Here is a 21,285-nt window from a genome sequence, read left to right on the forward strand (position 1 = left end):
GCGGCTTTCGTGACGCCGGAAGGCGAATTGTTGCTGATGGACGCTGGCGCTGAATTACAGCTTGATTTGAAGCCTTATTTACCGGCATTTGCTCAACTCCAGAGCGCGTTGATTGAGGGCAATCGACAACTCAATTTGACGGCACTAACCACCGAGCGAGATATCATTTTGAAACATTTCGTCGACTCGCTGAGCTGCGATATCGGCGGCTGGCTGAGTGGAGCGGGTCATGTCCTTGATTTGGGAACGGGAGCCGGCTTTCCAACGTTACCGCTGGCGATTGTCAATCCTGGCATCCAGTTTTTGGCCGTGGATGCCACCCGCAAAAAAATAGAGTATGTCAGCCGCACCGCTGCGTCCCTCGGGCTAAGCAACGTGGAAGTTTTGGCCAGCCGCGCCGAGCTGCTGGGCCGCGATTTGGCGCACCGCGAGCAGTATCAGCGGGTGGTAGCGCGGGCGGTGGCGGCCTTGCCAGTTTTGGCCGAGTTGGCGCTTCCGCTGTTGCAAATCGGCGGCCTACTCATCGCCCAAAAAGGCCAGCTCAGTGCTGAGGAACTCGCAGCGGGCCAGCAAGCCGCCGCTGAGCTGGGCGCAGAGTTGTTTCATGTGAAACACTTTGAATTGCCTATCTCACGAGATCAGCGCAGTGTGGTGGTCATGCGTAAACTCAGCGCCACGCCCAGCCGCTATCCGAGGCGTGAAGGTATTCCCAGCAAACAACCGTTATTCTGGGGCAACGAGCAGATCAAGCGCAGCGAGGACAAAGAAGCATGACGGTAAACAAGGAATGAAAACAATCGGTATTGTGAATCAAAAGGGCGGGGTGGGCAAAACCACCACGGCCATCAATTTGGCAGCGTATTTGGCGGCAGGTGGGCGCAAAGTGCTGCTGCTGGATATGGATCCTCAGGGCAATGCCAGCAGCGGCCTGGGCCTGCGCGGCGTGAAAGAAGGACTGTACCAAGCTCTCAGCGAGCCGTCTAGAGTGGTTGAGTGGATCGCCGAGACCAGCCAAGAGCGGCTCAGCGTGTTGCCCGCCACGCCAGATTTGGCTGGAGCGGGTGTGGAGCTGGTAGACGAGCCGTATGCTCTGCGCGACTTGCTCGGCCAAATCGAGGGTTTTGAGGTGGTAATCATTGACGCTCCGCCGAGTTTGGGGCCGCTGACCATCAACGTGCTTGCGGCGGCGGACGCGCTGCTGATTCCGCTGCAAGCTGAGTATTACGCGCTGGAGGGCTTGGCGGGCCTCACCGAAACGGTGGAGCGGGTCAAAGAAGCACTCAATCCCAAGCTCAAAATTTTGGGTGTGGCGATCACCATGTTTGACGGGCGCACCAATTTGGCGCAGGAAGTCGAGCAGAGTGTCAGAGCGCATTTCGGGGAATTGGTGTTCTGGAGCGTGGTGCCGCGCAATGTCCGGCTCTCGGAAGCGCCAAGTTTTTCCAAGGCGATCAATCAGTTCGCACCCCTGTCGAGCGGCGCGGCCGCTTACAAGCGCCTCGCCGAGGAGGTGATGCAGCGTGCCGAAAAAATCTAGCTTGGGACGCGGCCTAGACGCGCTGCTCAGCCGTCCAGCCAACACGTTGTCCGCTTCTCAAAACCTCAAGATCGATCAGATCGTGCAGGCCGCTTATCAACCGCGCCAAGTCTTTGTGCCGGAGTCGCTGGCAGAACTGGCGCAGAGCATCCGTGACAAAGGGGTATTGCAGCCGCTCTTAGTGCGCCCACGCGGCGAGCACTTTGAAATTGTGGCGGGCGAGCGGCGTTGGCGGGCCGCGCAACTGGCCGGCCTGACTGAAGTGCCGGTGATGATCCGTGACCTCGCCGACCGCGACGCGCTTGAAATTGCCATCGTCGAGAACTTGCAGCGTGAAGATTTGGGGCCGCTGGAAGAAGCGCGGGCGTATCAAACTTTGCTGGATCAGGGGCTGAACCAAGAAGGGGTGGCCAAAGCGGTCGGCAAGGGGCGAAGCACCGTGGCCAACGCGCTCAGGTTGCTGAGTTTGCCTCCCGAAGCGCTGGTGGCGCTGGAAAACGGTGAAATCAGTGCTGGACACGCCCGCGCCGTTCTGGCGATGCCGGAAGCAGATCGGCTGTGGGCCTTAAGCGAAATTTTGAGCCGCCACCTGAATGTACGCGGCGCGGAGGCCCTCAAGCGTGAGGAACGCGGCAGGGGAGGGGAGAGTCGCCCAATCAAAGTCAACCTGCCCCGCCCTTGGCGGCAAGTCGAGTTGAGCCTCAGCCGCCGCACCGGCACCAAAGTCAAAATCACTGGCGACGATAAAGGCCGCTTGGAACTGAATTACGGCTCACGCGACGAGCTGGAGCGCCTGCTTGAGCTTCTCGGCTACGCCGCTGAAGAGTAAAGGTCAATAGCCAAGCGGGCCACCCAGTCAAAGGTGGCCCGCTTGATTTTGGAGGCTCTCTTTAGCGGCCCACGGCAAAAATGTTCGGCCAAGGCCGGTAACTGCTTTTCAGGGTGTCCTGTTTGAAAGTCTGGCCGTTCCTGATAAACAAGCGGTCAACTTCGATGACTGCGCCTTCTGCCGCCCAATCCACCTGCTTACGCTCGCCTTTTTTGAGGCTGGCATCAAAGACAGTTTTATCGGCGGGAGAAGGGGTGGTGCTCAAAATACGCGGCTCCTGCACCCTTACGTCAAAGTCACGCGCTTTGCCGAACACCCGTACCACCAGCAACTTCTGGGTGTCGTCCCAATCGGACTGAAACCAAAGTGACCCGCCCGTGTCGTTGGCAAAGCGTAAATCTTGGGTCGGCTGATAAATGGTGGCGTCTAGGCCCTGCGGGTCGTAGTAGTACACCTGATAGCTGTGGTTGCGCCGCTCTACAATAGGTAGGCCCGCGCCGTACAGCGCCCGAAACACGGTGGTGCTGACTTGGCAGATGCCGCCGCCGATGCCCGAGGCGGTGCGCTCACCCGCGATCACCAAGCCCGGCACGAATCCGGCTTTGGCGCTGATAGGGCCGAGCATCTGGTTGAACGAAAACACCTTGCCCTCAAACAGCTTGTCCTGAAAGGCCTGTGTGCCGACATGGATATTGGTGACGCGGGCCGGGCTGGAACCGTCATAGCCAGTTTGCCCACCAGCCAGAAACGCGGTGATTCCACGTGAAACAAAGTAATCTAAAGCTCGTTTTGGAGCGGCGCTGCTGCTGGGCGTCAGTTTGACAAAAGTGGTCTGGCCGTCTTTGAGGGCGGCGGCTACAGCGCTGCGGGCAGCGGCTTGGTTGAGGTCAAAGCCGTTGTGCTGGACGATAATCCATTGGCCGTCCGGCTGTTCTTCAAAGCGGGCACCGGTAGGCGGGGCCGTCAGCTTCTTAAAAAAGGCCGTCAGGTCGGCGTCCAAGCTGACCGTCACTTTGCCTTGGGCGCGGAGTTGCACCAGCCGTTCCGGCGCAATCACCAAAGTTTCACGGTAGGGAATAGCGGTCTTTCTACCGGCAATGACGGCGGGCAAGCTCGCTTCAAAGCGCAAAGTCAGGCTGTCGGTGGTGTTGGGCTGAGGTTGAGCGGGCTTTGGAGAAGTCGGAGCAGGGACGGACGCAGGCGGCGCTGGAGCGGGGGAGGGAACCACTGGCGGCTGCTCCGGTGCGGTGGGCGCAGGGGCCGCAGTAGGCGAGGGAAGAGGAATGGGCGCGATCTCTTGGGCGCTGGCGACCAGCGGCGAAATCAGCAGCGCCGCCGTGAGCAGCAAGCGGGAGGAAGCAGGCAAAAACGACATGCCGCCCAGTATTCCATGCCGAGAAAGTTGAAACGTGACACTCAGCTTTTGCCCCCATCGCCTCAAGAGCCCGGCCAAGAAAGCCGAACACCAATAAAAAAGCCGGAGCACTTGCCCCGACTTCGGTTATTCGTTGACTATGGATTAAAGCAAACTCAATCGTCTGCGGCTTGGCTCGTTTTCTTGGGAACGGCAGGATTGTTAATAAACTCAGTAGGATCGATGGTGTCAAAGCCGATCAGCTTTTCATAATCCTGAATCTTGATGTGAAGGCGCTTGACATCTCCTTCGACCATACCGTAGTCGAAGGTATCCCAAATAACAGTGGTTTTGAAGCTGCCGCCTTCAAAATCCGGCACTTCACGGGTCTTCTTCAGGCCTTCTTCCAGCGCTCTGCGGCTCTCGATACCTAGATTGCGGAAAGCCACTTGCATCACGTCGCGGGAAAAGTCACGGGGGCCGTAAATGCCGGCGCGGTACACTGTTTCATAAAACTTTTCCCAGTCCGGCACCAATTTGGCCGCAGGCATCGAAAACTGAGACACGATGGTGCGAATGGCTTCCAAAGTGCGCTGCGGGTAGTAATACAAATACATCCGCACGCCTTCCAAAAAGAAGTTGTAGTGTGCCGCTTCATCTACCGCGATGGTTTGCGCGACTTTGGCCAACACCGGATCAGAGAAGCCTTGCAAATGCGGCTTATCGCTTTTGCCTTGGGCAATCTTCATCATGTTGAGGTAATTGAGCTGGGTGGCCCGCTCCTGAAACACGGTGTAGACCATATTGTGCAGCGCGTCGGGGAACGGCAACTCCCACGTTTGGGCCTTGAGGCGCTCCTTATACTCGAACAACCACTCCGGAGTGCGCTGACGTGAAAACAATACCGAGTTTTCCCAGGCGTCAGCGTGCTTTTCTTCTTCGCTGCCCCAGCGCATTTGAAAGTGGCTGCGGCCATGCGAGCGCCGTACCAAGTTGATCAAGCTGCTGGTGAAATCGGGAGCGTACTGCTCGACCGCGAAGAAGCCGGTGAGCACTGTCATGATTTCGGGCGGCAAATTGGGCGAGAGGGCCCGCCAATCAAAGGACTTGTCCGGATTCCAATTGCGGGTTTCTTGACTGCGGGCGGTGTACCAGCGGTACAGTCCCAAGAAGCCGCGCTCTATCAAACGGTCTTTTTCACGGTTGCTCAGCAGTCCGGCAGGGGTCGGCGGCACATCGGCCAGCATATTGGGGGGCATAACATCAGCCATAACAAGAGCCTCCTTGACTCGTCTCGCCGCATTAACGATCAGGCAGAACGGAACTCTCTGAGGCGGACGTGGCTATAAGGTACCACCCTGCCCTGAGTCACAAATCCGCCTAACAGACAATTCGTCAGTAAGGAAAGGCGAAGTTTGAACCGAGTTCAATCTCTGTGGTGCTCGGCGCTGGGCAGCGAAAAGAGTTCACCGCCTTCGGTTAAACTCTCAGCATGACTTTGCCTGACTCCGCTTCCCACTCCGAGCTTCAAGTTGCGCCGCAAGTGGGCGACCTCGCGCCCGATTTCACCTTGCCCTCGACCAGCGGCGATTCGGTGACGCTCAGCAGTTACCGCTCACACAAAAACGTGGTGCTGGTGTTTTACCCCTTGGATTTTTCGCCGGTGTGCAGCATGCAGCTTCCTGAATACTCTGGCCGTCAAGACGACTTTGCCGAAGCGGACACGGTGGTGCTGGGCCTTAACCGCGATAGCTTACACACCCACAAAGCCTGGGCCGCCGAGTACGGCATTGAGGTGCCGCTGCTGGCCGACATGAAGCTGGAGGTGGCCCGCAGCTACGGCGTGGCCATCGAAGACCGCGCCATTTCGGGCCGCGCCGTGTTCCTGATTGACAAAGAAGGCAAAATCCGCTTCCGGTTCGTGGAGGAAAAGGCCGGTGACTACACGCTGCGGCCTGAGCAGGTGCTGGAAAAGATTAAAGCGCTTTAGGCGTTCATTCTTTTTGCTTCTCCTGCATGGCGACCCAGTCTTCCCAGGCCAGCGCCGGAATCAGCGCGAAACTTCCGGCAAAGAGCGAGGCGACGGCGGCGGGAACCCGCACCGGCGTTTTGCCGTTCAAATACAGATACAGCGCCCCCAGCGTGCTGACCATCCCGATGTCCATGAACATGACGCGGGCAAAACTGCTGCGCCTTAGCGTTTCGGGGGTGCCCAGATCACCTGTGCGGGCGCGGCCCAGTACGGCGCTCAGCACCAGCGTGATGTACAAACCGGCGTAAAGTTTGAGTCTCGGCCATCCGGGGCGGCGGTACTTGTCTAAGTCCATGCCACAGCCTACAGGCCCCAGCGCTCCACAGTTGGGCAGCGGCATTTGGCTTACCCTAACGCCATGACCGCCTTCACTGCGACTGCCTTTACAGTGCTGCCTTCCAGCGCCCTGCGTCTGACCGGCGCTGACCGCCTCGATTTCGTGCAGGGCCAGATGACCAACAACCTCAAGGCCGCGCCGACGCCCGGCATGGTCGAGGCCTGCTTCCTGAGTCCCAAAGGGCAGATCGAGTTTTTTGCCCGAATTTACAAGCGCGAGAGCGATTTGTATCTGCACTTGGCCGAAGGCGTTGCGCCCACCTTAGCGGCCCGCTTCGGCAAATACATCATCTTTGACCAGGTGGAAGTGCAGGACATCAGCGGCGAACTCGCCAGCTTGCATGTCTGGAGCCAGCAGGTGCCGGGCTGGGACGCGGGTGGCCCCGAGGTGCAGAGCTTTGAACTCGGCGGCGGCGTGGTGCTGGCCGGACGAATCGACCGCACTGGAAGCGCGGGGCTGGATCTGCATTATCTCCGCAAACACCAATCTGAAGTGCTGCTTGCCCTCGGCGGAGCTGAGCGTTCCCACGCCGAACTGGAAGCCGCCCGTATCGGGGCCGGAATCAGTGACGCCGTGCAAGACGGCTGGGCCGGGTTCTTGCCGCAGGAAGTCGGCCTGGAGCGGGCCATGAGCTACCGCAAGGGCTGCTACGTGGGTCAGGAGATCATGGCGCGGTTGGAAGCGCGGGGTAATACCCGCTATCAGCTCACTCAGCTGGAGAACGCGCAAGGCTTGCCCCTGCCCGCCCGCGCCGAGATTACGCTGAGCGGCAAAGTGGTGGGCCGCAGCGGAGCGAGCGCCGGAGATACCGCGCTGGCCCGCCTCCGCAAAGACGTGCCCGAAGGCGCAGTGCTGGACGTGGGCGGGGTGGCAGCGAGTGTGAAAGTGCCGCTGGCCGCCGCCGAGTAAGAACGCTCAACTTTATCCCTCTGCCCTGAACCGAGCGGCTACACTAACGGGCAGTGAGTTTGCCCGAATCCCAGTCTAAACCCGCGCCCCCCGCCACTTTTGCGCGGCTGCGCGGGCTGTATCTGCTCGGCTTGGCGGCGCTGGCCTTGCCCGGCGTGCTGATCGGCGTGCCGCTGGGCTTTGCCTTGCAGCCGCGCTGGGAGAGCAGCGTCATTTGGTTGTTGGCCGGCGTGGCCCTGTTTTGCATGCTGCTGAGCCTCTGGCTGGCGTTCCGGCAAGCCCGCAGCCCGGAAGTCGGCAGCAAACTCAGCGCCGCCGTGCGGCTGGCCTCCGCACCTGCCGTGCCGCTGCTGATGGCCTGCACCTTGTGGCGGCGCTCAGACGCCCTGCTGCTGCTGCTGCCGCTCTCGCTGCTGGCCCTGGGCCTTGGCTGGTGGCTGCTGCGCGGCTGGGCTGAGCCGCAAGCGCCGCGCTGAGCCGCCTGCCTTCCTCACACTCTTTATCCCCACAGCTCCAAGGCCGCCCGCGCTTCCTCGACTTCGTTCCAAGGAACTGTTTCGTTTAAGCGTTCCAGCGTTTCTTCTGGTCCCTTTCCGGCCAGCAGCACCGTGTCGCCGGGGCCAGCCAAGCGCACCGCATGACTGATGGCCTGCCTGCGGTCTGGCACCAAGCAGTAATTGCTGCGCCCCGCTGCTTGAGCGCCCTCCGCCATGGCACTGAGGATGTCTGAGAGGGGGGTGTCGCGGCAATCCTCTTCAGTGAAAATTACCTCGTCGGCCATTCGAGCAGCGACCTCGCCCAGCGGCCCGCGCTTGCTGGGATCGCGGGGGCCGCCCGCTGAGCCGATCACCACGATCAGTTGCCCGCTAGTGGTGGCCCGCAAGGTGCCCAGCGCTTTTTCCAAACTCGGCGGCGTGTGGGCAAAGTCGACGATGACTCTCGGCCCTAAGAGACTGGGCACGGACGTTTGGCGCGTCACCCGTTCCATCCGGCCCGGCACGCCCGCGAAGCTGGCCAGACCCGCCGCTAACTGTTCGGCAGTGGCTCCCAAGTGGTGCGCCGCCGCCATGCCTGCCAGCGCGTTGCTGACGTTGAAGCGGCCAATCATTGGCAAGAAAGCGTCGAAGGTTCCAGCAGGAGAAACGACTTTGAAGGCGAGGCCGCCGGACTGCTCTTCAACGTGCTGAGCTTGCCAGTCGGCTTCGTTGCCCTCGGCGCTGTAAGTGACATGCTGGCCCAACTTGAGGCGCTCCGTCCACGGATCATCGGCGTTCAGCACAGCGAAGGGCGAGCGCTCGATCAGTTTGCGTTTCTCGGCGAAATACTGCTCTAGGTTGCCGTGAAAGTCCAGATGCTCGCTGCTGAGGTGCGTCCAGATCGCCACGTCCCATTCCACTGCCCGCACCCGTTCTAAGGCGAGGGCGTGGCTGCTGGCTTCCAAAACGACCGCTTGTCCGCCGCTGTCTGCGAGTTGGCGCAGGGTGGCCTGCACCTGCGGCGCTTCGGGGGTGGTGAAATGCGCTGGGAAGTGCTGCAACATGCCGTCGCTGAGCTGATAGCCCACCGTGCTGAGCAGGCCGGTGTCCAGGCCCGCCGAGCGCAGCAGATGGGCAGTCAGCCAACTGGTGGTGGTTTTGCCGTCGGTGCCGGTGACGCCCACTACCTTGAGGCGGCGGCTGGGCTGTCCCTCCAGTACGGCGGCGAAATCGGCCAGCGCGGCGCGGGCACTGGGAACCTGAACGTAAGGCAGCGGGCAAGCTTCGGCCAGCGGCCAGCCCTCACCCGCTATTGCCGCCGCGCCGCGCTCTGCGGCCTGGGCCGCGAACTGGTGGCCGTCCACCTTCGCGCCGCGAATCGCCACAAATACGTCGCCGGGACTGACCCAGGCGGCGTTGTGGGTCACGCCGAGAATTTCAGGGTTGGCAGCGGGAGCGGCTAACTGAAGGGCGGCGCAGAGATCGGCGAGGCGCATAGAACTTCAGAATACTGCCAATCGCGGGCTGAAGGTGAACTGGAGTGGCGTCCTTCCTGCAAGGCCCGGAAACGGATTCAACAGACAAGGCGGTTTAGCGGCGGCGAACGCGCAGGTAGATGGCCAGCCCGGAGAAAACATAGACGACGCTTATCGCCAGCCAGAAGACTTCCCGGCCCCGGATGTATATCGCCACCGACGCCAGACCCGCAACCAGAAAACAAACCAGCAACAGCAGCGCCCGGTTAGATTTGTCCATGAGTCAGTCTACAACCGCTCAGCGCAGCAGCGGCAGGCCGTAGCCCCGCGCTTCTATTTGCTGACAGATCCAACTGAACGCCGAGGAATCGTGGACAAAATCAAAATCGTCGCCCGGCACCCGGATGACCGGACTGTAGTCGTATTCGTCGGCCCAGCGGTCATACAGGGTGCCGAGGCGGGCCAGATACTCGTCGGGAATGCTCTGCTCGTAGTCGCGCCCGCGCACGGCGATGCGGCTCCTTAGGGTCGGCAGCGAGGCATCGAGGTGAATCAGCAGATCTGGCACCCGCAGGGCCGGTAAAATCCCCTGATACAGGCCCAAATAGGTCTGCCAATCGCGCTCCTCCATCTGGCCGCCCTCGTAGAGGTTGCGGGCAAACACCCCGGCGTCTTCAAACACCGTGCGGTCTTGAATGACGTACACCGCGCCGTTAACCAAGGTGAGATGCTGCTCTAATCTCTTGCTCAGAAAGTAGACCTGCGAGTGAAACGAGTAGCGCCGCATGTCCCGGTAAAAGTCTTCCAAATACGGGTTTTCGGCGTAGGGCTCGTAGACTGGGCGCAGGCTGTAGCGCTCCGAGAGCAGACGGGTCAGGCTGCTCTTGCCGCTGCCGATGTTGCCGCTGACCGCTAAATACATACAAAGACCGCTCTCACCGTGCCGCCTTTTCAGCCCACTCAGGATTCAGGCTCAGCGCCGCGTCAATGCGCTCCAGTAAGTCGCGTTCGTGGTCGGGGTTGGTCACGAAGTCCAGCTCATCGGCGCTGACCCTCAGCACCTGACCCGGATAGCTGCGGAAGTATTCGTCATAGCGGCGGGTCAGCTCGGCCAAATACGCCTGCGGCATGGAGTCTTCAAAGGAGCGCTGCCGAATGGCGATGCGGCGCAGCAGTTCCTCCGGCTCGGCCCGCAAATATACCACCAGATCCGGCACCGGGAGTCGGGGGCTAAGGTGGCCGTACAAATCCTGATACAGCTCGAACTCGGCGTCTTTGAGGTTCATGGCCGCGAAGATAAAGTCTTTGTCGAACAGGTAATCGCCCACCACATTTTGCTGAAACAGCCCCGCCTGACTCAGCGCCGAGAGCTGTTTGAACCGGAACAGCAAAAAGAAGACCTGCACCTGAAAGGCGTAGCTTTCCGGCGAAGCATAAAAGGCGGCCAGAAAGGGGTTTTCTTCGACCACTTCGAGGTGGAGCTCCGCGCCGTAGCGCTGGGCGAGGCGGGTGGCCAGACTGGTTTTTCCCACGCCGATAGGGCCTTCGACAACCACGTACATGCTCCCAACCATAGCGCCTTGAAGGTCAGACCGGGCTGCGTTTGCCTTGCCAAGCCGCGCTCTGCTACACTGACCTTTGCCGCCGTGACGGGAGGAGCCAATGTTCCAGCATGGCCCTTGACTGAACTGGACCGGACACCAAACAGAAGAAGGTACACTTATGGACGCCGCACACCGCAAAGAGATCATGAACGCCTACGGCAAAGACGCGCAGGACACCGGCAGCACCAGCGTGCAAGTCGCGCTGCTGTCTGACCGGATCAGCAACCTGAGCAAGCACCTCGCCACCAACAAAAAAGACAAAGCCGGTCAGCGTGGCCTGCAACTGATGAACGGCCAGCGCCGCCGCCTGCTCAAGTACTTGGAAGGTCAGGATTACGACGCTTACATCGCCCTGACCAACAAACTCAGCATTCGCCGGGGCCAGCGCGTCGTTCGCTAAGTCGGAAATGAAGAAGGCCGCCTGGGAGTAATCCTGGGCGGTTTTTTTATTGAACCAGTGACCTGTGGGAACAGAGTTAGGGGATGCGGGTAATCGCCGCTCTGATCACCCGTCTATCCATACCAAAATCGATCTGCATGTTGTCGTAACCGCCTGCGCCGTAGTTCCAACGAGGCAGCTTCAGAATCTGTTCCAGCGTGCCGAGCTCGTTGGGACTGCCGTAGAGCGCCAGCACCTGTTGCCTCGTTTGACCGAGCAGGGCCTTCTCAGCTTTATCCGGATCGCCTTCGCGGGGCGGGTGAGCAGGCGGGGCACTGAGGCTCAGGCTGCGGCGCAGATCATCAGCGCTGGCGCACTGAACACCCAAATGGGTACAACGCTGGGGAGCCAGAGCCATCAGTTTGGCGCTTTGATCTTGCAGCGAGGAGTCAAGAACGGCAGAGAGTGCTTTGATCTCCTCTAAACCGCTGAACTGGACGAACAGGGACGAGGCGCTGACCCGCTCGTTGTGCACCATGTCGCCCTGCACCAGCCCACCCTGCGGCGAGAGACTGAGGCCCGACCCGGCAGCAAACCCCAGCGCCTGGACCCGCCAGACCCCGACCACCCGCGCCCGGCGGGCCTCCGCGTCGGCATGGTAACCCGCCGCGATCTCGCAGGGACCGTGCAGCCGTCCATTAGGCCACACCATGCGGCTCACGAATTCTCCGGCCAACGCCTGAGTTTCCTTGTCCTTTACCAGCGCAAAGACCGCCCTAGTCGCCAAATTGCGCTTGGGCAGCAGCAACACAGTCTGACCGCCCGACAGGATGTAGGCCGCTGCCGTCTGGCTCTTAACCGTCAGCGGCGTATTGAGCCAAGGTTGTGCCGCGACGGGCTGGCCCCTGATATCGGTCAGGGCAGGCTGGGTAAGGTAAACGGGCTTAGCATTCCCAGTTCCCTGGTTTGCGCCCGCCTGTGTGATGACCGTGCCTGTGAGCAGCACGTGGGAGCCGGTGGCGAAGGTGGGCGCGGCGGAACCACCAGTAAGGAGCGCTGTCAAGATCAACGGGGCAAACATAGCTCAGTCTCGCGTTGAGAGCTGACGACGGGGTGACGCGCCCTTCATCAAGACAAGGGCGCTAAGCTCAGGGCATGACCCGCACCGTCCGCGCCGTCGCCGTGCAGCCAAAATGGCACGCCCACGACTTTCTAAATGCCGCCGCTTTCGAGCGCTGGATGAAGCAACAGCTCGAAATGGCGCGGCCTCACTTGTCGGCAACCCACCCAAATCTGGTCGTCCTGACTGAACTTAACGGCTTGCCCTTGGTGCTGCGCGGCGGCGCGTTGGCAGCGGCCAGCGGTAAATTCGAGTGGGCGGCGGCCCTGCTTTTTGTTCATCACTTACCCCAGGCACTGCCGATTTTAGTGAAAGAGAAAGTCTCGCCGATTCGCGCCCTGCAACTGGCCCGCGCCAATGAAAACGCGGCGCTGTATCTCAAGACGTGCCAGAAGTTGGCCCGCGAATGCGGCGTGTATCTGGTGTCGGGCAGCACGCCGATGCCGCATTACCAGTTGTGCGGCACCCGGCTGAGGCGTGAAGGCAGAGCCCTCTACAACCAAACCCTGATCTTCGCTCCAGACGGCTCACTGATCGGGAGCGCCGATAAAGTTCACCTGACCCCCGACGAGCAAGCCGGCGGCGTGGACTTGACGCCGGGGAAGCTGGAAGACCTGCGGGTGTTTCCCACGCCGGTCGGTGATTTGGGTGTGGCGATTAGCCTAGACGCCTTCCGGGCCGATGTGATCGGCAAGCTGATGAACGGCGGCTGCACCGTGCTGCTGCAACCCGACGCCAACGGCAGCCCTTGGACGGGCAAGGAGGGTATCTATCCGGCAGGCCAGCAGCCGCGTGACCAGCCGCTGGCTTGGCTGGAAAGCAGTTGGCAAGTCACGGACGGCAATCAGATTCGCTACGCCGTCAACCCGATGGTGGTGGGCAATCTGCTGGACATGACCTTTGACGGCCAGAGCGCCATCACTGGGCCAGACGAAGGGGAGGTGACCGAAGGGGGCCTCAGCTACGTCATGACGCCGCCGCGCAGGGGTTTTCTGGCGCTGCTGCCCTGGGTTTCGGACGGCACGCCGCAGGAGCTTCGGGAAGTCGGCCAGCAGCTCGCCGCCGGTTCGGGCCACCCGCTCGAAAACGCTTACCTCAGCGGAGCCGTTCACGCTGATTTGCACCTTCCACCGTCCACCCTTGTGCCGCCGCCCGCCACGCCGCACGAGCGGGCGCTCACGGCTTTTTTGGAAGGGCAGGCCAGCTTGCCGCTCTCGCCGCTGCGCTGGGGCTGGGCCGCGCTGCTGACGCTGCTGGGAGCGTCTTGGTGGCTCATCAGGCGGCTTCAGCGGCGCAAGTAAACGCAGCGCCTCTGCGCCTTAAGCCATTTTGCTGAGCGCCCCTGATTTGACAAGGCTGAGACTGGCCCCTATACTCCCTTACGCATCTGAGCAAGCCTTTTGAGATGCGCCCCGCCGCCGCGCGTGGGGGGTTGGCCGAGCGGTTGAAGGCGACAGTCTTGAAAACTGTAGTAGGGCAACCTACCGGGGGTTCGAATCCCTCACCCTCCGCCACCGTAAGCAAGCCTCAGTGGAGTAAGCGCTGGAGAGATGGGTGAGTGGCTGAAACCCCAGTCCTGCTAAGACTGTATACCTCACAAGGGTATCGAGAGTTCGAATCTCTCTCTCTCCGCCATAGGTGCCTGTAGCTCAGCTGGATAGAGCGTCTGACTACGGATCAGAAGGCCAGGGGTTCGAATCCCTTCAGGCACACCACACAAAACCTCGTCCTAGACGGGGTTTTTCCGTTTCTCTCTTCTGTTGTCATGCACCTCGACGCGGCGATTGTCACTACCGTGTCACTACTGGATCAAAATAAGCTTAGTTTGGCCCGCCTGCGGCTACTGGAAAGAGATCACTTAGATCAAATGCTGCCTCTTCGCGCTGTTCGTCATAGAGGTGTGTATAAACGCGCAGGGTGAAGGCGGGGTCAGTGTGGCCCAGTCGATCACTCACCACTTTAGGATTCATGCCGCGCCGGATCATCAGCGAAGCCGCCGTGTGGCGAAGATCATGGAAGCGGATGTTGGGCAGCTTGGCTTCCCCTGTCAATTTCTTGAATTGACGGGAGAAACTGTTCGGATTGGTCAGCCCGCCCAGCTCGGAAGCGAAGACCAAGCCCTGATCTTGCCAGGCTTCCGCCGCCGCTGAGCGCTCCCGCGCTTGCTGGGCCTGATGTTCTCGCAACTTGGAGAGGGTGCCGGGTGAGAGCACAACGGTGCGCCGCGAAGCCGCCGTTTTTGGGGTCTGGAGTTTGACCTGAATTGAAGAAACAGTCGGCTTCCCTGCCTGCTGTTTTCCGGTCACACCGTCGCCGTGAACCTCGACAAGGTTGTGTCTAACCATCAGTCGGGAGCGCCCGAAGTCAATATCTGTCCACTGCAAGCCCAGCACTTCACCGCGCCGCATCCCAGTCATCAGGGCCAGGTAAAAAGCCGCGTGTAGCCGGTGGGCCTGTGAAGCATCCAGAAAGGTCACTACTTGTTCGGGCGTCCATATCTGCATTTCTGGCCGCTCTGCTTTTGGGGGGTTAATTACGTCAGCCACGTTGCGCGGCAACATCTGCCAGCGCACTGCTTGACGAAGGGCCATACTCAGCACGCGCAGGCTGTAGCGTCGATTGGCCGCGCTTTTACCGGCTTTTTGCATCTTGGAGAGTAGCCGCTCAATATCCAAAGGTTTGAGCTTTGCCAGCTTCATCCGGCCAATGTGGGGCGTGATGGAAAGGCGCACCGTGTCCCGATAGCTCTGGACAGTATTCGGCTTCACGCCGTCGCTCTCTTTGTGTTCTACCCAACGGGCCATGAAGTCGGCCACCGTCAAGCCTTCAGTATTTGCCACCATGCCGCTGTGCAGATCGGCTTGCAAGGCCCGCAGCTTGTCTTGCACTTCTGATTGGGTCTTCCCACTGATCCACCGCCGCTCCTGACTGCCGTTTTCGTGATGACCCACTGTGATAGCGCCACGCCAGCCGATTGTTTTTCCTGCCTTGTCTTTGCGCCTGCTCAGTGTGCCTTCACCATTAGCTCGTTTGGGCATGTCTCAGCCTTCCCGTTTTGGCTGTGCCACCAGTTCCAAGCCCAGCGTGTCTAAGACCTTTTGCCAGTTTTCAGGAATGGCTCCACTCTGCCCAGTCAGGAGTCGGGTGACGTTTGGCCGCTGAATACTCGTTAGCTCAGCGAGCTTCTCGTGGGTAATAGCCTGCTGTTTCATGCGCTCCCTGACAGCTTGCCTCACTTGCTCATTCATCCCTTTCACTGTATCACCTCTTGACACATAGTATCATAAACTGATACAATTGCAAGCAGCAGTAAGGGCGCTCTCTTTCGACGGGAAGCGCCCTTACTGACTCCCTTACAGCGCAAGACCGAAAGGAGCAAGATGAACACTAACACCAAAGCCCTCAGCCGCACATGGGAAACCGTCACCACTTACACTGCCTGCGGCGAGAACTGGGGCAGCGTTACCCGCACCGTGACCCTCAGCCGTGAAGTGCTGGGCGGCCCCATCAGCGCCACCGTGAACGGTGAAGCGGTCAACGTGGCCCGCGCTGATCGCCTGCTGAGGAACGCCGACACCATGACCCTGACCGCTGAAGTGCTGGCCACTGAGCCGGCCACCATCGGCAAGGCCCGCGCCGCCCGCTTGCACCGCCTCATGGGTCGCATCGGCCTGTGCGGCCCAGACCACTACGGCAATGCCCGCCGCGCTCTGGGCCGCGATGTGTTCAGCCTGGCCAGCCTCACTGAGCAGGAAGCCCGCCGGTTCTGGATACATCTCTGGCGCACCTTCCCCGCTATCCGGCACGCGGTCTAGCTGCTGGGGGGCGTGAAGCTGCCGCCCCCACCTTCCCCTCTCTTGCACTCAAGGAGTCAATACCATGCTTACCGCCGCCTCACTGCCTCACTGCGCCGTCTGCGGTGCTATCGTCCCAGCCTCGATGCTCACCGGCCCCGCCGCCTGCCCAGCCTGCGCCGTTCGCTCGATGGCAGAAGCCGCCGCCGCCGACCACCTGACCGCGCTGCTGACTCCCATCATTCAGCAGTGGGCGGCGCACTGGGTAGAAGCTGGCCTCAGCAGTAGCACCCTAGCCAGCCTGCTCGAACTCGAAGGGAATCAGTGGGCGTTCACTGATCCGCTGGGCAGCCTAAACACTCAGCCTCCCTGCTGACCTTCATCTCGGCACCCAGCAGCAGATACCCGCCCAAGTTCAGGGCGGGTTTTCACTTGGCTAGGACTGGGGGTAGGGAGGGAAGGGCGTAGTGGGGGAGTCATGAACCAAGAGCCCTGTATTTTTTTCCACCCTGGTCAATCCGTCTCGATTCCGAGTTTGCGAAACACCCGCGCCCAGCGCCGGTCAAAGACGCCGTTAGCCCGCCTCAGTGCGCCGTCGCCGCGCCGCCGATAGGGTTTAGGTATTTCCCGGCTCAGGCCCATCACGTCGTAAGTCCAGTCGAGTGTCTTGTGACGCTGCCTGCTCACGTCGCTGAGGCCCAGACACTTCCGGCACCCGACCAGAGCCGCTGCCTGCTCGACACCCTCAGCATTCCAGGGCGAAGCATAAACCACACCACACCGCCCGCCGCAGCGAGGACAGACCAACCAGAGCCGCTGTGCGCCGCGTCCGGTGGTGGCATAAGTCAGTTGCACCCGTCTCCATTCTTGGCGTAGCTCTGTGCTGGCCGAGTTGGGCACGATCTGAAATGTGTTGGCGTCGGGCTGCCACTCCACCGCTAGCCGCGCTGCAATATCGGCCAGCGGCTCCAGTCCGGTCAGGGTGCGCCGCCGCGCCGCTACGCTGCCCGCTAAGCTGGCGACTGGGAGAGAGCGGCAGGCTTGAACTGGAACCCGCTTGAAGAATTGCCTTCCAGTGCGCTCGTTGTGCTCTAACTGAACTGTCGGCGGGCCATCGCCGCGCTCGACGGCCAAGCTGAAGGCGTCCCCGATTCGTTCGTAAGGTTGGCTCTTGCTCATGCTCTCAGTCTAGGCACTCGGCAATTGAAGGCGGAGTTTTCGGGGTTTGAACAGTGGAAAGGACTGCTCAGCCTGATTTCAACACGCAAGGAAAACGTAATATTCTTTTTTTTAGACTTATCCGATGAATGTCAGATATTTACTTGTTGCTTTGCTCTCTGGGTTGCTACTTAACTCATGCGCCCCCAAAGCAGATACAACCACCGACGCAGATGCAGATACAGCTCTCACCATATCGCCGCCTGATCCACCTCGCAGTTCACCGCTTAGCCAGCAGCCTGCTGATCTTATCCGTGAAGAGTGTTTGAACAATCTCAAAAGCAAACTTGAGAGCAGCCCTGCGGCGAATTATGACGAAAATGCCATGCCAAAACTGAGCGGTGAGAGTTGGAACTGGGAGAGTTCAGTCACTGATTTCGTGAGTAATGTTCCTACGGATAAATCTTTTAGCTGCACTGTAGTTGGTAACAGTCTGCAAGATGCAGCTATTACAACAACCCTCAAGTAAAACATCGCAGCCCATCTAAAGCTAGGCTTGAGAGACGGCTGAGCTATCCACCTTCTTTCCCGCTGCTTGCTTTGCGGCTGCTTTCGCTGTCTTCTCGTTGGCCTTACACTGCGTTTCCACTTCGGCCAGCGTAACGGCGGCCTCAGCTTCCAGCGCGGCACATTCCAGATTGAGTGCCAGCAGCTTCTCTAGCAGCTCGTCGTCGGTCAATGGCCAGGCCCAGCCATAGGCCGCCGCCACCTCTTTATCCAGAGCGTCATGAGCGCGGGCCAGTGCCTTGACTCCCACGATGACCTCTGAGCCGCTCGTGCGGTAGGTGGTGAGCAGGTTATAAGCGCCGGTCAGCGTCAGCAGCTTCTTGGCGCTGCTCGTCTCTGCGTTGGCCTTACGGTAAGGGTCTTCTTTGGTCAGCAGCATGGCGCGGACATTCTCAAGTTGCCGGGCGGCCTTCTCGATAGCCTCACGCTGGGCGGCATTCGGTTTAGGGAAGGGGAAGGTTTCAAAGGTGGTGGACGGGGTGTAGCGGGTATCGTTCCCCTTGCCCATGAAGGTGCCAAGTCGAAACGCCCATGAGCTATGTAAATGACTGTTCAACACGCCGAAAGTGAAATCATCGTCAGCGGCGATCACTACCAGTGCATTATCTGGCACTACATCGGATGGCAGATAAACAAATGTACGGAACTTAGAAACACGGGAAGTTGCTATAAATCTAGATAGGCCTGAGAGTTTACTAAGCATCCCAGGACGTACTTCAGCATAGAGCCACCAGCGCTCACGATAAGCCTTTCTATTGTTCTGATCCCTCTTCGGTTTTACGTAAGTTTTGACGTATTCAAATGGCTCTTCATATTCGGTAGCTTGCTTTTCGGTGAGGCCGGTAAAGTCAATCGTGTAGCGATCCTTACTGCCTTCGGTGATGTCTTCGCCCACTATGAAGCGCTTAATTACGTCAGCGTTACTTACGCCCGAAGTATTGGGCAGCGTTAGCCAAGAGCGGGCCTTCTCACCAGGAAGGTCAAAGGTTCCAGTAGGCAGCACACCTATGAATGCCCGCCCGGCATTCTCCTTGAGTTTCGGGGCCTGCTCCAAGCTGGCCCCGATACTTAAATCGGGATTGATGCTGGCCACCACTCGCACGGCCTCGGTGCGAGTCTTGACGTTGCGCTCGTCGCCCTCGTGGTGCAGCAGCACCCTCTCTGGGTCGCTGCCATCATCAAACATCACCACACTGACCCGCACCGCTGCGCCGTCCTGCGTCCAGGCCCGATCCGGCCAAGCTCTGAAAATGTTGGCGTCTCGCTGAATGCGCTCCATCACCACACGGTTTTTGCCGCCGCGAATGCTGTTGGTGGCGATCAGCCCCACCCGCTTGGTTTTCCCGGCAGCCACCTGCTCGCGGGCCTTCTCGAACCAGTAACACACGAAGTCTGAGAAGCCCGGAATGCGCTCCCCGTAGGCTTTGCGAAGGGCGTCCACATTATCGCTGCCAAGCTGTTCGCGCATCGGAGAGTTGCCCAGAAACGGCGGATTCCCCACGATGAACTCGGCAGCAGGCCACTCGCGCACCCTGTCACCATCCATCACGGCATCCTGGCAGACCAGCCCCGGCAGTCTGTCCAGCACGGGCGATTCCCGGCGCTTCTCGCCGTGTTCGCGCAGCCATTGAAGGTAGCCGATCCACAACACCATTCCGGCGATTTCGTGGGCGTACTTGTTGATTTCCATGCCCAGCAGTTGCCGGGGCGATACCAGCGGCGGCACCGCCTCAGCCTCCTGCTCGGTCAGAGTGCGGATAGTGGCCCGTACTTCTAGCTCCAGATCAAGCAGCAGCCGCAGCGTCACGTACAGGAAGTTGCCCGATCCCATCGCCGCGTCCAGCACAGTCACGCTGGCCAGCCGCGCTTGAAATACTCTCAGACGGCCTGCCGCCTCATCAATCTGAGTTTGTCCCAGGCCGCCCTCAGCAAACAGGCCGCCGCCCTTCCGGCGGGCTTCCTCCACCTCTTGAACCAGTGGCACTAATTCCAAGCGCAGCGCGTCCCACTCAGCGCGTAGTGGGCGCATGATGACTGGTTCCACCACGTCAAGAATGTCGCTGAGCGGCGTGTAGTGTGCGCCGCGCTGCCAGCGCTTCTCCGGGTCAAGCACCAGCTCAAACAGAGTACCGAATATGGTTGGGTCAATCTGCCGCCAGTCACGCCGCGCTGCATCACGAAGAATCCTGATTTCGCTACCTTTCAGATCTGGCGCACTGGTGTTCTCGAAGACGCCGCCGTTGATGTAGGGGATGCGCCCGGCCAGCGTCCTCTTGCCCACCTTCATAGCCTCAAACAGCTCTTCGCACATCGGTTTAAAGTCTTCATCGTGCTTGAGGGCTTCGGTCAGCAGCCGGGTAAAAGTGCCGGAGGGAATTAGCTCCATATCCTCGGCAAACAGCGTGAACATGACCCGTACCAGAAAATCCGCAATGGCCTCTGTGTCCGCTTCGTCCCTACGTAGCACTTCGCTGACTTTTGCCAGGTCGGCCACTGCGGCCTCAGTGGCAATTTCAATACGTTTGGTCGGGTTGAATGTCTGCGGATCGGTCCAGATCCGTGCCAGCGCTTGCCGCTTGCCCTCATCAAGCAGGTCTTCAAGGGTGTAGACAGTAATTTCTTTCTGGGTGCCGGTGAAGTTGGTGTGAACCTGAATCGTCTTCATGTCCGACACCACCAGCAGCGGCGGATTCTGCAAGTCTTCCCGGTAGGTCAGAAGCTGGGTGTAGGCCTTCTTGAGATCGCCATTGGCTTCCGGCCCCTTGTACTCCCAGCCAAAATGCCCAGCCCACCACACGTCGGCGTAACCCTTCTTGCCGGTGGTCTTGACCACGTGCTTCTCAAAACGGTACTCGCTGCCGGTGGGGTCGTAATCGAGCGGCTTAGGCACTTGCAGCAGTTCGCATAGCTCATTGAAATGCGTCTGTACGGCGGCCTTTTCGTTGACCGTGACCTTCTGGTATTTGCTGACGAATGCTGAGGGAGAAAGGGCCATGTGGGGTCATTATGACGGCCCTTCCATGCGGTTTGGCAGCGGCGCACTGCTATCCGTCATGACTAGCGCGGCCTAACCTAACTCTCTGGGTGGCGCATTGCAAGCCGAGGCGAAGGCGGTAACAGTTTCACTGGCACTCTTATGGCTGCCCCTTCACGGGCCGCAGCGACCAAGTTGAAACGATATGCCGCGTCCCGTCTTCAAATCTCACCAGGGCGTTAGCGGGTCTGCGGCCAGGTTTGGGCAGGATCAGCACCCGGCAAGTCTGGCTGCGCCGTTCGTCCAGCCCTTTACCCACTGCCGCGCTGTATTTGTAGGCTTTACCCCGCGTCAGCCAGCGGTAGCGCTCTGGGCCGCTCATGAATGCGCCGCTGCGCCACTTCGCTTCCTGTAGCCCTGAGCGCCGTAGACCTGGCAGGTATGGCCTGCCTGAATCTCTACCGGGGCCAGAGGTTCACCGTGCAACTCGCCATGAGCGCGGCGGCCAGCGCTGCACATTCCCATGTGATCGGCGGGGGCTGGGTGGGCCTCCCAGCGGGTACAACTGCCGCAGTGTCCGAGCTGCTGGGCTAGCTTTTGCCAAGCTGGGCGGCTGAGGTTGCCCAACCCAGCTCCAGTCTCAGTCGTTTGTATGTCCAGCGAAGGAGGGAGGTGGGCGGCTTCACCACTCTGTTTTCGAGCGAACACCCCCTCCCCCTCACTGCCAGAACTGCCAGAAG

25 protein-coding genes and 3 tRNA genes are annotated in these 21,285 nt (G+C 60.1%); 15 read left to right on the forward strand and 13 right to left on the reverse strand.

Annotated elements, in window-relative coordinates:
- Positions 1-9 precede the first annotated feature (9 nt).
- The 3 genes from rsmG to FNU79_RS01130 are packed head-to-tail and all read left to right on the forward strand — an operon-like array spanning position 10 to position 2,366.
- The gene (gene rsmG, locus FNU79_RS01120) at positions 10-774 is read left to right on the forward strand and encodes a 16S rRNA (guanine(527)-N(7))-methyltransferase RsmG (protein ID WP_225429800.1); all 765 of its coding nucleotides are present in this window, start codon (positions 10-12) and stop codon (positions 772-774) included.
- A gap of 13 nt (positions 775-787) precedes the next feature.
- Positions 788-1,537, forward strand: coding sequence for a ParA family protein (locus FNU79_RS01125; RefSeq protein ID WP_143719077.1), 750 nt, complete (start codon positions 788-790; stop codon positions 1,535-1,537).
- Positions 1,521-2,366 (forward strand): ParB/RepB/Spo0J family partition protein, encoded by an 846-nt coding sequence (locus FNU79_RS01130; protein WP_143719078.1) that lies wholly within the window; start codon positions 1,521-1,523, stop codon positions 2,364-2,366. The genes FNU79_RS01125 and FNU79_RS01130 overlap by 17 nt, the downstream gene beginning before the upstream one ends.
- Positions 2,367-2,427: 61 nt before the next feature.
- On the opposite strand, the gene FNU79_RS01135 is transcribed toward FNU79_RS01130, so the two are convergent.
- Positions 2,428-3,741: a VanW family protein gene (locus FNU79_RS01135; protein WP_143719079.1), complete on the reverse strand. Its 1,314-nt coding sequence runs from the start codon at positions 3,739-3,741 to the stop codon at positions 2,428-2,430.
- Positions 3,742-3,896: 155 nt separating this feature from the next.
- Positions 3,897-4,991 (reverse strand): acyl-ACP desaturase, encoded by a 1,095-nt coding sequence (locus tag FNU79_RS01140; RefSeq protein WP_143719080.1) that lies wholly within the window; start codon positions 4,989-4,991, stop codon positions 3,897-3,899.
- A 221-nt stretch (positions 4,992-5,212) separates the two neighbouring features.
- On the opposite strand from FNU79_RS01140, the gene FNU79_RS01145 reads away from it, so the two are divergent.
- The gene (locus FNU79_RS01145) at positions 5,213-5,710 is read left to right on the forward strand and encodes a peroxiredoxin (protein WP_143719081.1); all 498 of its coding nucleotides are present in this window, start codon (positions 5,213-5,215) and stop codon (positions 5,708-5,710) included.
- A 4-nt stretch (positions 5,711-5,714) separates the two neighbouring features.
- Here the strand turns inward: FNU79_RS01145 and FNU79_RS01150 are convergent, their stop codons facing one another.
- The gene (locus FNU79_RS01150; RefSeq protein WP_143719082.1) at positions 5,715-6,047 is read right to left on the reverse strand and encodes a hypothetical protein; all 333 of its coding nucleotides are present in this window, start codon (positions 6,045-6,047) and stop codon (positions 5,715-5,717) included.
- A 63-nt stretch (positions 6,048-6,110) separates the two neighbouring features.
- Between FNU79_RS01150 and ygfZ the strand changes: the two genes are divergently transcribed.
- Together ygfZ and FNU79_RS01160 are read left to right on the forward strand one after the other, a co-directional pair.
- On the forward strand, positions 6,111-6,998 hold the full coding sequence (gene ygfZ, locus FNU79_RS01155) for a CAF17-like 4Fe-4S cluster assembly/insertion protein YgfZ (RefSeq protein WP_143719083.1): 888 nt from the start codon (positions 6,111-6,113) through the stop codon (positions 6,996-6,998).
- Positions 6,999-7,051: 53 nt separating this feature from the next.
- Positions 7,052-7,474, forward strand: a complete 423-nt coding sequence (locus tag FNU79_RS01160; RefSeq protein ID WP_143719084.1) for a hypothetical protein — start codon at positions 7,052-7,054, stop codon at positions 7,472-7,474.
- A 23-nt stretch (positions 7,475-7,497) separates the two neighbouring features.
- On the opposite strand, the gene FNU79_RS01165 is transcribed toward FNU79_RS01160, so the two are convergent.
- From FNU79_RS01165 to FNU79_RS01175, 4 genes are all read right to left on the reverse strand, one after another.
- Positions 7,498-8,970, reverse strand: a complete 1,473-nt coding sequence (locus tag FNU79_RS01165; protein WP_143719085.1) for a UDP-N-acetylmuramoyl-L-alanyl-D-glutamate--2,6-diaminopimelate ligase — start codon at positions 8,968-8,970, stop codon at positions 7,498-7,500.
- Positions 8,971-9,064: 94 nt separating this feature from the next.
- Entirely contained in the window at positions 9,065-9,229 is a 165-nt protein-coding gene (locus FNU79_RS19015; RefSeq protein WP_185974570.1) for a hypothetical protein, read from the reverse strand.
- 18 nt (positions 9,230-9,247) lie between these two features.
- Positions 9,248-9,871 carry a deoxynucleoside kinase gene (locus tag FNU79_RS01170; protein ID WP_143719086.1) on the reverse strand — a complete coding sequence of 208 codons (624 nt, stop codon included), beginning with the start codon at positions 9,869-9,871 and terminating at the stop codon, positions 9,248-9,250.
- A 13-nt stretch (positions 9,872-9,884) separates the two neighbouring features.
- Positions 9,885-10,511, reverse strand: coding sequence for a deoxynucleoside kinase (locus FNU79_RS01175; RefSeq protein WP_143719087.1), 627 nt, complete (start codon positions 10,509-10,511; stop codon positions 9,885-9,887).
- Between the two features lie 160 nt (positions 10,512-10,671).
- Between FNU79_RS01175 and rpsO the strand changes: the two genes are divergently transcribed.
- Positions 10,672-10,953, forward strand: a complete 282-nt coding sequence (rpsO, locus tag FNU79_RS01180) for a 30S ribosomal protein S15 (protein WP_124870300.1) — start codon at positions 10,672-10,674, stop codon at positions 10,951-10,953.
- A 76-nt stretch (positions 10,954-11,029) separates the two neighbouring features.
- On the opposite strand, the gene FNU79_RS01185 is transcribed toward rpsO, so the two are convergent.
- Positions 11,030-12,013, reverse strand: coding sequence for a hypothetical protein (locus FNU79_RS01185; protein WP_143719088.1), 984 nt, complete (start codon positions 12,011-12,013; stop codon positions 11,030-11,032).
- 74 nt (positions 12,014-12,087) lie between these two features.
- Here FNU79_RS01185 and FNU79_RS01190 point away from each other — a divergent pair, with 74 nt between their 5' ends.
- From FNU79_RS01190 to FNU79_RS01205, 4 genes are all read left to right on the forward strand, one after another.
- Positions 12,088-13,353 carry a nitrilase-related carbon-nitrogen hydrolase gene (locus tag FNU79_RS01190; protein WP_143719089.1) on the forward strand — a complete coding sequence of 422 codons (1,266 nt, stop codon included), beginning with the start codon at positions 12,088-12,090 and terminating at the stop codon, positions 13,351-13,353.
- Between the two features lie 125 nt (positions 13,354-13,478).
- Positions 13,479-13,566 (forward strand) — tRNA-Ser (locus FNU79_RS01195).
- Positions 13,567-13,596: 30 nt separating this feature from the next.
- A tRNA-Ser gene (locus FNU79_RS01200) sits at positions 13,597-13,687 on the forward strand.
- 3 nt (positions 13,688-13,690) lie between these two features.
- Positions 13,691-13,767: transfer RNA gene (locus FNU79_RS01205), tRNA-Arg, on the forward strand.
- Between the two features lie 105 nt (positions 13,768-13,872).
- On the opposite strand, the gene FNU79_RS01210 is transcribed toward FNU79_RS01205, so the two are convergent.
- The gene (locus tag FNU79_RS01210; RefSeq protein WP_143719090.1) at positions 13,873-15,090 is read right to left on the reverse strand and encodes a tyrosine-type recombinase/integrase; all 1,218 of its coding nucleotides are present in this window, start codon (positions 15,088-15,090) and stop codon (positions 13,873-13,875) included.
- A gap of 3 nt (positions 15,091-15,093) precedes the next feature.
- Entirely contained in the window at positions 15,094-15,264 is a 171-nt protein-coding gene (locus FNU79_RS01215) for a helix-turn-helix domain-containing protein (RefSeq protein ID WP_225429801.1), read from the reverse strand.
- Between the two features lie 168 nt (positions 15,265-15,432).
- Here FNU79_RS01215 and FNU79_RS01220 point away from each other — a divergent pair, with 168 nt between their 5' ends.
- A complete protein-coding gene (locus tag FNU79_RS01220; RefSeq protein WP_143719092.1) occupies positions 15,433-15,867 on the forward strand; it encodes a hypothetical protein in 435 nt (144 codons plus the stop codon).
- Between the two features lie 64 nt (positions 15,868-15,931).
- Positions 15,932-16,222: a hypothetical protein gene (locus FNU79_RS01225; protein ID WP_143719093.1), complete on the forward strand. Its 291-nt coding sequence runs from the start codon at positions 15,932-15,934 to the stop codon at positions 16,220-16,222.
- A 137-nt stretch (positions 16,223-16,359) separates the two neighbouring features.
- On the opposite strand, the gene FNU79_RS01230 is transcribed toward FNU79_RS01225, so the two are convergent.
- Positions 16,360-17,025: a hypothetical protein gene (locus FNU79_RS01230; protein ID WP_143719094.1), complete on the reverse strand. Its 666-nt coding sequence runs from the start codon at positions 17,023-17,025 to the stop codon at positions 16,360-16,362.
- Between the two features lie 124 nt (positions 17,026-17,149).
- Between FNU79_RS01230 and FNU79_RS01235 the strand changes: the two genes are divergently transcribed.
- Complete coding sequence (locus tag FNU79_RS01235) at positions 17,150-17,533, forward strand: hypothetical protein (protein WP_143719095.1); 384 nt, start codon at positions 17,150-17,152, stop codon at positions 17,531-17,533.
- Positions 17,534-17,554: 21 nt separating this feature from the next.
- Here FNU79_RS01235 and FNU79_RS01240 read toward each other — a convergent pair whose 3' ends face one another.
- Complete coding sequence (locus FNU79_RS01240) at positions 17,555-20,566, reverse strand: class I SAM-dependent DNA methyltransferase (RefSeq protein WP_143719096.1); 3,012 nt, start codon at positions 20,564-20,566, stop codon at positions 17,555-17,557.
- A gap of 139 nt (positions 20,567-20,705) precedes the next feature.
- Positions 20,706-20,927 (reverse strand): hypothetical protein, encoded by a 222-nt coding sequence (locus FNU79_RS01245; RefSeq protein ID WP_143719097.1) that lies wholly within the window; start codon positions 20,925-20,927, stop codon positions 20,706-20,708.
- Between the two features lie 59 nt (positions 20,928-20,986).
- Here FNU79_RS01245 and FNU79_RS19020 point away from each other — a divergent pair, with 59 nt between their 5' ends.
- Positions 20,987-21,139, forward strand: coding sequence for a hypothetical protein (locus tag FNU79_RS19020; RefSeq protein ID WP_185974571.1), 153 nt, complete (start codon positions 20,987-20,989; stop codon positions 21,137-21,139).
- Positions 21,140-21,285: the final 146 nt, after the last annotated feature.

Origin of the sequence: Deinococcus detaillensis (assembly GCF_007280555.1) — a bacterium.
In the GTDB taxonomy this organism is placed as follows: Bacteria; Deinococcota; Deinococci; order Deinococcales; family Deinococcaceae; genus Deinococcus; species Deinococcus detaillensis.